The 13,289-nt window shown below is 65.7% G+C and carries 11 protein-coding genes; 6 read left to right on the top strand and 5 right to left on the bottom strand.

Features of this window, described 5'->3' with window-relative positions; all coding sequences use genetic code 11:
- Positions 1-25: 25 nt before the first annotated feature.
- On the bottom strand, positions 26-445 hold the full coding sequence (locus tag ACVWY5_RS09040) for a nuclear transport factor 2-like protein (protein WP_028334400.1): 420 nt from the start codon (positions 443-445) through the stop codon (positions 26-28).
- 153 nt (positions 446-598) lie between these two features.
- Between ACVWY5_RS09040 and ACVWY5_RS09035 the strand changes: the two genes are divergently transcribed.
- Positions 599-1,858 (top strand): amidohydrolase family protein, encoded by a 1,260-nt coding sequence (locus ACVWY5_RS09035; protein ID WP_028334401.1) that lies wholly within the window; start codon positions 599-601, stop codon positions 1,856-1,858.
- A 257-nt stretch (positions 1,859-2,115) separates the two neighbouring features.
- Entirely contained in the window at positions 2,116-3,330 is a 1,215-nt protein-coding gene (locus ACVWY5_RS09030; protein WP_028334402.1) for a mandelate racemase/muconate lactonizing enzyme family protein, read from the top strand.
- A 79-nt stretch (positions 3,331-3,409) separates the two neighbouring features.
- Here ACVWY5_RS09030 and ACVWY5_RS09025 read toward each other — a convergent pair whose 3' ends face one another.
- From ACVWY5_RS09025 to ACVWY5_RS09015, 3 genes are all read right to left on the bottom strand, one after another.
- Positions 3,410-4,642: an ABC transporter substrate-binding protein gene (locus ACVWY5_RS09025; protein WP_028334403.1), complete on the bottom strand. Its 1,233-nt coding sequence runs from the start codon at positions 4,640-4,642 to the stop codon at positions 3,410-3,412.
- 108 nt (positions 4,643-4,750) lie between these two features.
- A complete protein-coding gene (locus ACVWY5_RS09020) occupies positions 4,751-6,790 on the bottom strand; it encodes a hydantoinase/oxoprolinase family protein (protein ID WP_028334404.1) in 2,040 nt (679 codons plus the stop codon).
- Positions 6,791-6,796: 6 nt separating this feature from the next.
- Positions 6,797-8,449, bottom strand: a complete 1,653-nt coding sequence (locus tag ACVWY5_RS09015) for a hydantoinase B/oxoprolinase family protein (protein WP_028334405.1) — start codon at positions 8,447-8,449, stop codon at positions 6,797-6,799.
- A gap of 271 nt (positions 8,450-8,720) precedes the next feature.
- Here ACVWY5_RS09015 and ACVWY5_RS09010 point away from each other — a divergent pair, with 271 nt between their 5' ends.
- Genes ACVWY5_RS09010 through ACVWY5_RS08995 form a run of 4 tightly spaced genes read left to right on the top strand, consistent with a single transcriptional unit; the run spans position 8,721 to position 11,943 of the window.
- A complete protein-coding gene (locus ACVWY5_RS09010; RefSeq protein ID WP_028334406.1) occupies positions 8,721-9,188 on the top strand; it encodes a DUF305 domain-containing protein in 468 nt (155 codons plus the stop codon).
- 12 nt (positions 9,189-9,200) lie between these two features.
- Positions 9,201-10,658, top strand: coding sequence for a YncE family protein (locus tag ACVWY5_RS09005; protein WP_028334407.1), 1,458 nt, complete (start codon positions 9,201-9,203; stop codon positions 10,656-10,658).
- Positions 10,655-11,182 carry a sigma-70 family RNA polymerase sigma factor gene (locus ACVWY5_RS09000; protein WP_028334408.1) on the top strand — a complete coding sequence of 176 codons (528 nt, stop codon included), beginning with the start codon at positions 10,655-10,657 and terminating at the stop codon, positions 11,180-11,182. Before ACVWY5_RS09005 ends, ACVWY5_RS09000 begins: the two co-directional genes overlap by 4 nt.
- Positions 11,179-11,943 (top strand): anti-sigma factor family protein, encoded by a 765-nt coding sequence (locus ACVWY5_RS08995; protein WP_028334409.1) that lies wholly within the window; start codon positions 11,179-11,181, stop codon positions 11,941-11,943. The genes ACVWY5_RS09000 and ACVWY5_RS08995 overlap by 4 nt, the downstream gene beginning before the upstream one ends.
- Here the strand turns inward: ACVWY5_RS08995 and ACVWY5_RS08990 are convergent.
- Entirely contained in the window at positions 11,940-13,178 is a 1,239-nt protein-coding gene (locus tag ACVWY5_RS08990) for an MFS transporter (RefSeq protein WP_028334410.1), read from the bottom strand. The two genes, ACVWY5_RS08995 and ACVWY5_RS08990, sit on opposite strands and share 4 nt — an antisense overlap.
- Positions 13,179-13,289 lie beyond the last annotated feature (111 nt).

Raw genomic sequence — 13,289 nt, 5'->3', positions numbered from 1 at the left:
GGCGAGGGAGAACTGGCACCGCTCCCTACGCCTCGATCCCCCGCTGCACCAAAATCCGCTCGGCGCTGTCGTTCCAGACGTCCATCTTTACGATCTGCCCGTCCCGCACCACGAAGCGGTCGACATAGCGGTTGCCTTCGAACGACGTGCCGTCGGTCCATTCGCCGTAGAGCGTGCCGACGCTGTAGACGACGGTCTCGTCCGTGCCAGGGCAGACATCGAAGCGGTCCATCTTCTTCTTCACCCAGCGATAGCGCTTCGCATTGAAGCCGGTCGGCCCGCGCGGATGGTCGAATTCGCGCCCGCCGGTGAAGGTGATCACCGTGCCCGGCTTCATATGGGCCGCGGCCGCATCCGGATCCGGGATCATCGACGCCGTCAGATAAGCCTCGACGATCTCGGCGTCGGACATCGGGCGGGCATCGGCTTTGGCGGGTGCGGACATGGGGGCCTCCGGAGATAATCAGGACTCTACAATCTGACCGCCAAAGTGTATGCATATTTTTTAGACAATCGAACCATAGAACTGCACACAATCTGGTGCTGCTGGTTCCCTGCCCTTCCGCTAGGCTCAGACCATCCTGATGTTTCCTGACCGATGATCGCGACACCTGCCTTCGACCTGGTCTTCCGCAATGCCGTGACGCGCAGCTCTGCCGCCGCGGTCGATATCGGCATCGCCGGCGGCAGGATTGCCGCGATCGCGCCGCGCCTCGTGTGCGAGGCGGTCGACGTCGACCTCAACGGCCGGCTGGCGTTGCCCGGCTTCGTCGACACCCATATCCATCTCGACAAGGCCTGCCTGCTCGGCCGCTGCGGCCACGATCACGCCAGCCTCGGCGAGGCGATCCGCGCGGTGTCGGCGATGAAGCGCGACTTCACGGTCGAGGATGTCTATGCGCGTGGCGGCAGGGTGATCGAGCGCGCGATCACGGCGGGCACCACGCGGATGCGGACGCATGTCGAGATCGACCCGAGGATCGGGCTGCGCGGCTTCGAGGCAGTCAAGGCCTTGAAACGCGACTATGCCTGGGCGCTCGACCTCTCGCTTTGCGCCTTTCCGCAGGAGGGCCTGACCAACGATCCCGGGGCCGACGAGCTCTTGGTCGCGGCGCTGCACGACGGTGCCGAGGCGGTCGGCGGCTGCCCCTATGTCGACTGCGATCCGAACGCGCATATCGCGCGCATCTTCGACCTCGCGCAGGAGTTCGACGTCGATGTCGACCTGCATCTCGATTTCGACCTCGATCCCTCCTGGTGGCACATGGAGGAGGTCTGCCGGCAGACCGAGCGGCGCAACTATCACGGGCGCGTTGCGATCGGGCATGCGACCAAACTTTCCGCGCTGCCGCCCGAGCGGCTGAAGGCGGCGAGCGCGCGCCTCGCCGAGGCCGGCGTTGCGGTCACCGTGCTGCCGGCGACCGATCTCTATCTGATGGGACGCGACGCCACCCATAATGCGCCGCGCGGGCTGACCGCCGCGCACCGGCTCGTCGCCGATGGCGTGCTGTGCTCGGTCGCGACCAACAATGTGCAGAATCCCTTCACCCCGTTCGGCGATGCATCGCTGCTGCGCATGGCCAATCTCTACGCCAATGCGGCGCATGCCGGGATCGGCGAGTTCGACGCCTGCCTCGATCTCGTCACCGACCTGCCGGCGCGGCTGATGAACCTGAAGGACTACGGCATCACGGTCGGTAATCCCGCCGACATCGTCGTGCTCGACACCGACAGCGGAACCAACGCGATCGCCGAGCTGCCCGACGTGCTGATGGGCTTCAAGCGCGGCCGCAAGACGTTCGAACGGCAGCGGCCGACGCTGTTCCGGCCTGACACAGGATTCTCCCCGTCACCCTGAGGAGCCGCGAAGCGGCGTCTCGAAGGGTCACGGTTTGTGCATACGTTCCCTCCCCGTCATTGCGAGCGTAGCGAAGCAATCCATCGCACCACTCGGGGATTGGTTCGTCGCTTCAGCGCAAAATTGCTTTGCAATTTTGTCGCGAGCTCCTCGCAATGACGGGGCTGCATTGTCGCCTTGCCCTGGCGCGAATTGACGTCTTCGCCGATCCGTTGTTGGTACTTCCCAACAGCAACAAACAACCCGGGCAGGAAGCCATGAGCAAATCCACCACAATCAAAAGCGTCGAGACGCTCGCCTGCGATGCCGGCTGGCGGAATTATCACTTCGTCAAGGTGACGACCACGGACGGGCTGGTCGGATGGAGCGAATATGACGAGGGCTTCGGCGCGCCCGGCGTGACGGCGGCGATCGAGCGGCTGTCGGCGCGGGTGGTCGGCAAGAACGCGTTCGAGCACGAGCGGATCTATGTCGAGCTGTTCGCCGCGACGCGCCCCGCCGCCGGCGGTGTGGTGGCGCTGGCGCTCGGAGCGATCGAGAACGCGCTGCTCGACGTCAAGGCCAAGGCACTCGGCGTGCCCTGCTACGACCTGCTCGGCGGCAAGATCCGCGACCGGGTGCGGGTGTACTGGTCGCATTGCGCGACCTGGCGCATCAATCATCCCGACTGGTACAAGCCGGCGATCACTGATCTCGACGGCGTCAAGGCGATCGGGGCCGAGGTGCGCGAGAAGAAATTCACGGCGATGAAGACCAACATCTTCGTCTACACCGACGGCAAGCCGCAAGGCTGGCGCCCCGGCTTCGGCTCGCCGTTCCAGCCCGAGATCAATATCGATCGCACCGTGCTGCGCAATCTCTGCATGCATCTGGAGGCGATCCGCGACGGCGCGGGGCCGGATGTCGATCTTCTGCTCGACCTCAACTTCAACGCCAAGACCGAGGGCTATCTCAAGATCCTGCGCGCCATCGAGAAGATGGACATGTTCTGGGTCGAGATCGACACCTTCAACCCGCAGGCGCTCGGCTATATCCGCCGCCAGAGCCCGCACCCGATCTCGTCCTGCGAGACGCTGCTCGGCCTGCGCGAATTCCTGCCCTATTTCACCGAGCAGGCGATGGATGTCGCGATCATCGATACGCCCTGGAACGGGGTCTGGCAGTCGATGAAGATCGCCGCCGCCGCCGAGCATTTCGAGGTCAACGTCGCGCCGCATAATTTCTACGGCCACCTCTGCACCATGATGAACGCGCATTTCTGCGCCGCGGTGCCGAACCTGCGGATCATGGAGACCGACATCGATCGGCTGGCCTGGGACCACGAGCTGTTCACCCACGTGCCTGAATTCGTCGACGGCCATCTCGTGATCCCGGATCGGCCGGGCTGGGGCACCGAGCCGAACGAGGAAGGCCTGCGCGCGCATCCGCCGAAGAACAAGGGCGGGCTGTTGAATTATGGATTGAAGAAGTAGGTCTCTCTACACCGTCGTCCCGGCCTAGTGCGCAATTGCGCACTAGGCCGGGACGACGCTAGTCCCAACTATCGCGACCTCAATTATCCTCCCGCACGGCCGTGAACGCGCTGTCGATCACGTCGCCGATCGGCTGCCAGGCATTGCCGTCGAACTGCACCAGGCGCATCTGCTTGATCGGGCGGAAGTCTTTCGGGCCGGTATTGATCACGATCCCGGGCAGCGCGATCGGGCTCTGGTAGTCCTTCAGCGACGCCGCCTGCCGCATGATGTTCTCGCGCGACAGATCGTCGCCGCACTGGCGCAGCGCCTGCATCAGCGTGTCCGCGGCGGCGTAGCCGAACACGGCGTAGATGTCGTCCTTGTCGCCGTCGGGATAATACTTGTCCATGAAGGCGAGCCACGCCTTGATCTGCGGATCGTCCTTCCAGGAGGCATCGCCGGCATCCTTGAGGAACGAGGTCGAGATCACGCCGAGCGAATTCTGCAGACCTGCTGGCCGCAAGGCGCTGGCGATCGAAGCCGACGCATTGTCGAGGATGAACACCGGATGCCAGTCTAGGTCCGCGGCGACGCGGATCGCGCGCGCCGCGATCGCCGGCGCGCCGTCGAACACCAGGATGTCGGCGCCGGAGTTCTTCAGGATTCCGATCTGGTTCTGGATCGCGGTCTCCGACGCGTCGAAGGCGAGATCGGCGACGATCATCCCGGCGGTGTCGCCGAGCCCCTCCTGCAATCCCTTGAATAGGTCGCGACCGAACTGATCGTTCTGCCAGAGCACCGCGATCTTGCGGGAGGGATAGGCCGCCTGGATGTAATTGGCGTAGATCCGCCCCTCGGCGCGGAAGGTCGGCTGCCAGCCCATGGTCCAGGGAAAGGTCACAGGATGCGCCCACGCCTCGTCGCCGGAAGCGACGAACAGCTGCGGGACCTTGTTCTCGTTGAGGTACTTCCGGACCGCGAGATTGCTCGGCGTGCCGAACGAGCCGAACATCAACAGCACGCCCTGCTTCTCGACGAGATCGCGGGTCTGCTCCATCGCGATCTTCGGATTGGAACTGTCATCGACCGAGACGAACCTGACCTTGCGGCCGTTGATGCCGCCATGCTCGTTGACCATGTCGAAATAGGCCGCCTCCGCCCGCCCGATGGTCGCGAACGCCGCGAGCGGCCCGGTATAGGGCATGACGTTGCCGATGCGGATCTCGTTGCCGGCCGCCGTCTGCGCCTGCTGCGCGCGCAACGGCGCCGCCGCAAGGACAGCTGCGAGGACGAGGGATATCGAAAGCGCCGTTTGTCTTTTTGTTTGCATCAACATCGCCACAAACGCCGGTAGCGGGCCGGCGCTCCTCCCGAGCGAGCGGAGTTTATCGCCCAAGCCAATGCCGGAAAAATGAAATGTTGATGGCGGAGGCCGGCCTCAGCGCAATGTTATGTCGAGCCAGCCCAGCGGGTTGACCGCGACGCGGTCGCCGCTGTCGACCAGGACGGTCGTGGTTTCGGCCTCAATGATCGCGGGACCGGCCAGCGAATGGCCCGGCCTGAGATCGTCGAGCGCGTAGACCGGCACCTCGCGCCAGGCACCGAACCAGGCCTGCCGCTTGCCGCGCGGCGCGCAAGGTGCATCCGAGCTGGCCTTTCCGGCATCAACGCTGCCGCGCGCCACCTTGCCGACCGCGGCGACGCGGGCGTTGACGAACACCACCTCCTGCCCGCGCGAGGCATAGGTGTAGAGCTCTTCGTGGCGGCGATGGAAGCGCTCCTCGATCTGCGCCACCAGGTCCGCGGCGCCGAGATCGAGGTCGCCGAGCGGCACGTCGATCTCGAACACCTGCTCGCCGTAGCGCATCTCGGCCGAACGCTCGATGGCGATGTCGCCCTTGAACCAGTCGCGCAGCCGCCCCGCGGCCTGCTGTTCTAACCCTTCGAACAGCGCCCGGACTTCGTCGGCGGAAATCCGGCCGGTGCCGTAATGAGTGCGGCTGACCTCGTAGCGCAGATCGCTGGTCAGCATGCCCCAGGCCGATAGGACGGAGGCGACCGTCGGCACGATGATACGCTTGATCTCAAGCTCGCGCGCGACCTCGGCGGCGTGCATGCCGGCGGCGCCGCCGAAGCTGAGCAGCGCGAATTTGCGGGGATCGACGCCGCGACGCAGCGTCATCAGGCGGATGCCGTCGGCCATTTTCAGATTGATCATCTTGTAGATGCCGGCGGCGGCCTCGATCCGCGACAGCTCGAGCGCTGCGGCGATACGATCGACCGCAGCCTCCGACGCTGCGCGATCGAGCGGGCGCGCGCCGCCCATGAAGGCGGCGGCATCGAGATAGCCGAGCACGACATTGGCATCGGTGACGGTAGCAGCCGTGCCGCCATTGCCGTAGCAGGCCGGGCCCGGCACCGAGCCCGCGCTCTCCGGCCCGACCCGCAGCGTGCGGCCGCCGTCGACGCTCGCAATCGAGCCGCCGCCGGCGGCGATGCTGGCGATGTCGAGGCTGCGCAGCGCGATGCGCTGGCCGGCGAGCATGCCGTCCGCCGACAGCGAGGCCTGGCCATCAGCGATCAGCGAAATATCGGTCGAGGTGCCACCCATGTCGAACGGCACGAGATCGGGAATCCCCAGAAGATCCGCGCAGCGGCGGCTGCCGGAGATGCCGCCGGCCGGTCCCGACAGCACGGTGCCCGCGGCGAGCCGCGAGGCCTCCTCCACCGGCGCCATGCCGCCATGCGACAGCACCACGAACAGCGAGCCTTTGAAACCCGCCTCATGCAGGCTGCGCTCCAGATTAGTGAGATAGCGCCGCACCGTCGGCGCGACATAGGCGTTCACGATCGTGGTCGAAACGCGCTCGTATTCCTTGATCTGCGGCAGCACGTCGCTCGAGCGCGACACGCTGACGTCGGGCAGCTCCTTCGCCAGCTGCTCGACGGCGGCAAGCTCATGTGCCGGGTTGAGATAGGCGTGCAGAAAGCAGACCGCGACGGAATTCGCACCCGAACGTTTCACCTCGGCGATGACGTCGCCGAGCGCGGCGGCATCGAGCGCAACCGCGGCGCCGCCGTCGGCCTTCAGCCGCTCGCGCACGCCAAAGCGACGCTCGCGCGGCACCAGCGGCTCGGGCGGCGGCGTGCGCAGATCGTAGCGGTCCGGCTTCAGCCCCTCGCGCATCTCGACGACATCGCGGTGTCCGTCGGTGGTCAAGAGCGCAACCTTCGCGCCCTTGCGCTCGAGCAGCGCATTGGTCGCGACCGTCGTGCCGTGCACCAGGCGATCGGTCGCGGCGAGCATCGCTGCGCGCGTCACGCCGAGGCGGCGCGCCAGCTCTTCCAGTCCCGCCATGACGCCGATCGACTGATCGGCCGGCGTGGACGGCGATTTCGCGAAAACGGTTCGCCCGGTTTGATCCGTCGCAACCAGGTCGGTGTAAGTGCCGCCGACGTCGACCCCAATCGTGTACATCGCTGCCTACAACGCTTTCGAAACCAAACCTTGCGCAAGATCGCGCGCCCGCGCTTCCGCCGAGCGCTTCTCTGGCGGCCCCCAGCCGCCGCCGCCGGAAGAGCGGATCTCGAGGCAATCGCCGGGGCACAGCTCGATGCCGACTTCCTTGGTCTTCAGCACGCGCGGCGCGCGGCCTTCCGAGAGCAGCCGGTAATGATGCGGCTCGCCGTCCTTGCCGCCGAGCATGCCGCAGGGACCATGGCGCGCGCCATCACCGGCGGTGTTGCCCTTGGCAGGCTTTTGCGTCTCCAGCACCATGTCGAGCGCGACGCCAAGGCCGCCGCGATGCTGGCCGTCGCCGCCGGAATCCGGCCGGAATTCGTGCTGGCGGAAATGTAGGGGAAAGCGCACTTCGGCAACCTCGATGCTGCCGAATTTCAGCCCGCCGACCGAATGCCACTCGCCGATCGACGAATAGCCGTCGCCGCCGGGCGAGGCGCCGCCGCCGGGCCGGGCCTGGAACATGTGCCAGATGAAATTGCGTCCGGTGCGCGGATCCTCACCCTGGATCGCGATGCGGAAGCGGCGCCCCCAGCCGCCCATCACGCGATCCGGACAGGACGCCGACATCGCCTTGATGATGGCTTCGACGATCTCGTTAGATGGATGGCTGGTGCACAAGGTGACGGGACGGCCGGGATCGGCCCAGACAATCGTGCCCTGCTTCGCCACCACCTTCAGCGGCCGCAGCGCGCCGGTGTTCTTGGGAATGTCGGCGTCGATCAGATAGGCGAAGGCCATCGCGACCGCTGCCTGCATGTTGGCGTGCGAGGAATTGACGAAGCTGGTCGACTGCGGATCGGAGCCGGTGAGATCGACCTCGATGTCGCTGCCCTTCTTGGTCACCTTGGCGGCGATCTTGATGTCGGTGCGGCCGTGGCCGTCATCGTCGAGCAGGGCTTCGCCGTAGAACACGCCGTCCTTCCAGGTCGACACCACGGCGCGGGTCTGCTGCTCGGTCGCGTCCAGAATCGCCTCGATCGCGGCTTCGACCGTGTCCGCGCCGAATTCGCTGAACAGCTTTGCGACACGGCGCTCGCCGAGATGCGCGGCCCCGAGCATCGCCGCGAGGTCGCCGCGGAATTCCCTGGGATTGCGGATGTTGAGCGCCAGCAAGTCGAGCAGATCCTCGCGCGGCTTGCCGGCCTCGTAGAGCTTGATCGGCGGAATGCGAATGCCTTCCTGATAGATCTCGGTGGCGGCCGGATTGTAGGCGCCGTGGGTGGCGCCGCCGATGTCGCTCTGATGCGCGCGTACGATGGTCCAGAGCAGCCGCTTGCCGCCATCGAATACCGGCACGAATGCGGTCAGGTCAGGCAGATGGCTGCCGCCCTGATAGGGATCGTTGAGCAGGATGACGTCGCCGGGCGCGACATCCTTGAAGCGCTCCTCGACCGCCAGCGTCGCCCAGGGCAAGGCGCCGACATGAACTGGAATGTGGTCGGCTTGCGCGATCAGCCGCCCGTCGGTGTCGCAGATCGCCAGCGAAAAATCGCGGCTGGAATTGAGGATCTGCGAATAGGAAGTGCGAAGCATGGCTTCGCCCATCTCCTTCACGATCGACGACAGGCGGTGCTGGACGACGGAGCGGGTGATCGGATCGATCTTGGCGGACATCTTGGCCTTCTTGGCGCGAGCGACTTGCGCAGGGAGGATCGAGGAACCGGTCGACCGGAACCGGAATTCCCTCTTATAGCCAGTGGCTTGCCGATCGCAAATCGGCTGGCTCGGCCGAAACGGATCATTCCGTCGATCAGCAAGTCGTGATCGACAAGAAATCTTCGCCCCTGCGACGGAATAGAACTCACGCTGCCGCGTCCCACCCATGCAAGCCGGCCCCCGAGGCCGGACCGTTCGGCTTTCCCGACAACTCCCAGGGTGAACGCAAATGCCTCCTCGATTCCTTAAGTCCGTCCTCGCCCCGCTCGGCGCGTCCGTCGTGCTCGCCCTCGCCGCCGCAGCGGCCGCGTCCGCACATGACGACCTTCATCCGGCGCAGGGCGCGCAGACCGCAGAGGAGAGCGCCTTCCTTGCTGAAAACGATACCGCGATGACCAAGATGATGAATGACATGGCGGCCAAGCCGAGCGGCGACATCGACCGCGACTTCGTCGCGATGATGACGCCGCATCATCAGGGCGCGATCGACATGGCCGTGATCGAGCTCCGCTACGGCAAGAACGAACAGCTACGCCGGATCGCGCAGGAAATCATCGTCGAGCAGCGGCAGGAGATCGACGCCATGAAGCTCGCGATCGGAGACCCGGTTACGGCGTCCGTGCCGGCCCCGACGCAGCAGAGCCCGGCGCCTGCCGCTCACGATCATATGAACATGTCCCACGGAATGAAGAACTAGGAGTTTCGAGCGATGAACCGTCAAATCCTCAAGAGCCTGCTGGCCACGACCGTGCTGGCGATGTCGAGCTCCGCTTTCGCCGGGCAGGCGCCGGGCGCTGCGTCCTCGCCCGACATTCCGGTCAGCCATCACGACCGCGTCTACGCCGCCGAGCAGTTCTCCAACACGGTGTCGGTCACCGACCCGGCCGACAACAAGCTGCTCGGCGTGATCCGGCTCGGCGACCCGCAGCCGGGCAATTTCAGCCCGCTCTACAAGGGCCAGGTGCTGGTCCACGGCATGGGCTATTCGCCCGACCACCGCACCCTCGCCGTGGTCTCGATCGGTTCGAACTCGGTGAGCTTCATCGACACGGCAACCAACTCGGTCAAGCACGTCACCTATATCGGGCGGTCACCGCACGAGGCGTTCTTCACGCCCGACGGCAAGGAAGTATGGGTCACCGTGCGCGGCGAGAATTACATCTCGGTCATCGACGCGCAGAGCTTCAAGGAAACGACGCGCATCGAGGTCCCCGCAGGACCCGGCATGCAGATCTTCTCGCCCGACGGCAAGTACGGCTACATCTGTTCGTCGTTCAATCCGGAGACTGACGTGGTCTCGGTCGCAGACCATCAGATCGTCGCGAAGGTGAAGCAGGAAAGCCCGTTCTGCCCGAACATCGCGGCCTCGCCCGATGGCGACCAGGTCTGGTTCACGCTGAAGGATGTCGGCAGGACGCAGGTGTTCAACGCCAAGCCGCCGTTCAACCTGATCAAAACGATCGACACCGGCCCGATCACCAACCACGTCAATTTCGCGAAGACGCCTAAAGGCACGCTCGCCTATGTCACGATCGGCGGCACCAACGAGGTCAAGGTGTTTCGAACCGACGACTTCTCGCAAGTCGCGACCATCCCCGTCGGCAATCTGCCGCACGGCGTCTGGCCGTCCGGCGACGGCACGCGGGTCTATGTCGGTCTCGAAAACGCCGACGCGCTGGCCGCGATCGACACCGCAACCAACAAGGTGATCGCCAACATCCCGATCGGCCAGGCGCCGCAGGCGATCGTCTATGTGCCGAACGCCGCGCCAAATCCGGATGACCGCCAGAACCTGCAAGCCCTCGGCGTCGCCGGCCAGGCCGCCCACCTCGCGCTCGCACCGAAAAAGCAAGCCAAGGGCGAGAAGCCGCCGACCAGCGTATCGCTGTTCGATCAAGGGCTGATCCAGGTGCTGCAGGCTTCCGTGACCGGGCTCGAGCCGAAGCAGCGCTACGTGCTGGGATTGGCCGAACACGCCGACGGTGGCGGCATGGTGGAGCCGCTGGCAGCCTTCATGACCAATCCGGCCGGCTCCGCCATCGTCAACGCGGCCGGCCCGATCCGGCAGATCGTGCAGAGCGCGGCCAGGACCGAGCGGCGTTACCTCGTCATCGCATCCGGCGAGCCGGCGAAACTCGGCGCGGTCGTGCAGGTACAAGCGCCATGAGCGACATGCTGCACCTGGTCGAGCCGCTGATACCAGCCTTGCGGCGTTATGCGCGGGCCCTGGTCCGCGATCACGCCGCGGCCGACGACCTGGTGCAGGACTGCCTGGAACGTGCCGTCATCCACTGGGAGCAGCGGCGGTCGGACAATCCGCGCCCGTGGCTGTTCGCGATCCTGCATAATCTCGCCATCAACCAATTTCGCCGCGCAACGGTGCGCGGCGTTCATGTCGCGATCGACGAAACCAACGAGGATGCATTCGGTCAGGAAGCGGCGCAGGAGCACAAGGTGATGTATCGCGACGTCATGGCGAAGCTCGCCAGGCTTCCGCATGACCAACGTGCGGCGCTGCTGCTCGTCGGCGTCGAGGATTTGTCCTACGCCGATGCCGCGAAGGTGCTCGGCGTGCCTGTTGGCACGGTGATGTCCCGCCTCGCGCGCGCCCGCGAGCGGCTGCACCACGAACTGGAGGAGACGCCGGGCGACCTGGATCATAATATCGTGCAATTGCGGAACAAGACATGAGCAACCGACCCATTACAGAAGACGATCTGCATGCCTCTGTCGATCGCGCGCTCGAGCCGGAACGCGAGGCTGAGGTCCGCGTCTATCTGGACAAGCATCCGGACGTGGCCAAGCGCATCGCCGCCTACTCCGATGAGCGTAACCTTTTGCGATCGGTGCTGCTGCCGATCGCCGAGGAGCCACTGCCGCCGCGGCTCAACCTCGCCAGGATGATCGAGAGCCCACGCCGCCGCCCCTCGTCGTTGCGCTGGGCCATCGCAGCGATGCTGATGCTCTCGCTCGGCGGCCTCGGCGGATGGGTGATCCGTGGCGCGACACAGGCACCGGTCGGCGGAATTGTGGCGCTCGCCGAGGAGGCCAGCGATTCCTACAGAGTGTACGCCTCCGATCGCACGCGGCCGGTCGAGCTGCGCGACAGCACCGAGCTTGTGCAATGGGTCTCCAACCGGTTGCATCAACCGGTGAAGCTGCCAGATCTCACCAAGTCGGGATATCGTTTGATGGGCGGACGGGTAGTGCCGACCGCACATGGTCCTGCGGCCATGTTCATGTACGACGACGATCGCGGCGAGCGGCTTGTGGTTCTTACCCGCCCGATGACGTCGGACCAGAACGCACCGATGGCGCCGCATTCGGGCAGTGACGTCGCGGGCTTCTCGTGGGCTGACGGCGGTACGGGCTACTCCCTGGTGGGGCCACGCGGAGTGGATTCCCTGCGGCCGCTCGCCAACGAGATTCGCAAGCAGGCGCAGACGATCTAGGCAGGCCTGGTGTAGACCAGGAACAGCACGGTCCCGATCACCAGCGCGCCGGCGATGAACAGCAGCACCGCGGGCAGCCCGAACAGCGCCGCGACGCCGGCGGTGCTCGATTGCAGCAGCGCTGCGCCAAGGAAGAACGCAAGATTGACCGAGGACAGCGCCTTGCCGGTGTTCTGCGCGGCGACAAGCTGGCGCGTCATGCCGTAAATCAGCGGCTGCGCCGACGTCGCAAACCCGATCAGGATCAACAGCGCCAGGTCATATTGCGTCGGCATCACAGCAACGCCGAAGAGGTTCGAGACCGGGAAATGCGGCGCACCGGCCGCCATCAAGACGAGCAGCAGCGCGGCGATGGCGTGCGTCACCGCCACCATGGCGCGGCGGTGCCCGAACTTGCGATCGAAGGCGCCGATGCAGGCCGGGCCGACGATCATCGCGAGCGTGAACAGACCGAGCACATTGCCGGCCTCGATCCGGCTCAGCCCCTTCTCGTCCATCAGCCACGGGCCACCCCACAAGCCGCGCAAGGTCAGCGACGCGCCGAGCGACACCAGCGACAGCGCGATCAGGCCGCGCAGCCCGCGCGACATGCCGAGCCGCAGCACCTCGGCCATCTGGTGCAGCGGCGAGGAATCATCCGCATGCGCCGCCGGCTGCCGCGGCACCAGCGCGAACACCGCGATCAGCACGACAATGCCGAAACCGGCCGAAACCCAGAAACCGGCGCGCCAGCCGAACTGATCGACCACGAACGCCAGCGGGCTTGCCGACAGCAGCATGCCGATATTGCCGATCGAGAGGATCAGGCCGGACCACAGGCCGAACTTCGCCGCCGACATCTGCTTCGCCGCGAGCGTCATCGGGCACATCAGCATGCCCGAAGTGGCGACGCCGAGCATCAATTGCCCGAGCACGAAGCTCGCAGGCCCCGTCGCAAGCGCCGAGACCAGCGTTCCGACCACGGTACCGGCGAGCAGGCTCAGCGACACCGGCCGCACGCCGAAGCGATCCATCGCGGCGCCGACCGGGATTTGCGAGGCGGCAAAGGAGAAATGATAGATCGAGGTGAGGCTCGCCAGCGCCTGCGGCGAGGTGCCGAAATCCGACGCCATCAGATCGAGGCTGATCGCCGGGATGGTCCGCAGCAGCGTCGACAGCATGTGGCCGGAGGCCAATGCCAGAAGCGCAAGCACCAGGGCGCGGAACCCGATCCCCGCCTCTTCCTTCGTCACCACGCCGTCCACGAATCGCCTCTTCCCCGAGCGGTTTGGCGACGGGCGTAACATTATTGGGCAGCGCGTGCCAACTTTGGCGGCAACGCGATCTTGGCACCCCACACGCCGTCA

Source organism: Bradyrhizobium sp. USDA 3256 (genome assembly GCF_054058275.1).
Note: the sequence above shows the minus strand (reverse complement) of the source record. Positions and strands in the feature narration are given on the sequence as shown.

Coding starts and splice junctions, on each gene's coding strand:
- ACVWY5_RS09040 (WP_028334400.1), bottom strand. CDS start 445: ATGTCCGCACCCGCCAAAGCCGATGCCCGCCCGATGTCCGACGCCGAG.
- ACVWY5_RS09035 (WP_028334401.1), top strand. CDS start 599: ATGATCGCGACACCTGCCTTCGACCTGGTCTTCCGCAATGCCGTGACG.
- ACVWY5_RS09030 (WP_028334402.1), top strand. CDS start 2,116: ATGAGCAAATCCACCACAATCAAAAGCGTCGAGACGCTCGCCTGCGAT.
- ACVWY5_RS09025 (WP_028334403.1), bottom strand. CDS start 4,642: ATGCAAACAAAAAGACAAACGGCGCTTTCGATATCCCTCGTCCTCGCA.
- ACVWY5_RS09020 (WP_028334404.1), bottom strand. CDS start 6,790: ATGTACACGATTGGGGTCGACGTCGGCGGCACTTACACCGACCTGGTT.
- ACVWY5_RS09015 (WP_028334405.1), bottom strand. CDS start 8,449: ATGTCCGCCAAGATCGATCCGATCACCCGCTCCGTCGTCCAGCACCGC.
- ACVWY5_RS09010 (WP_028334406.1), top strand. CDS start 8,721: ATGCCTCCTCGATTCCTTAAGTCCGTCCTCGCCCCGCTCGGCGCGTCC.
- ACVWY5_RS09005 (WP_028334407.1), top strand. CDS start 9,201: ATGAACCGTCAAATCCTCAAGAGCCTGCTGGCCACGACCGTGCTGGCG.
- ACVWY5_RS09000 (WP_028334408.1), top strand. CDS start 10,655: ATGAGCGACATGCTGCACCTGGTCGAGCCGCTGATACCAGCCTTGCGG.
- ACVWY5_RS08995 (WP_028334409.1), top strand. CDS start 11,179: ATGAGCAACCGACCCATTACAGAAGACGATCTGCATGCCTCTGTCGAT.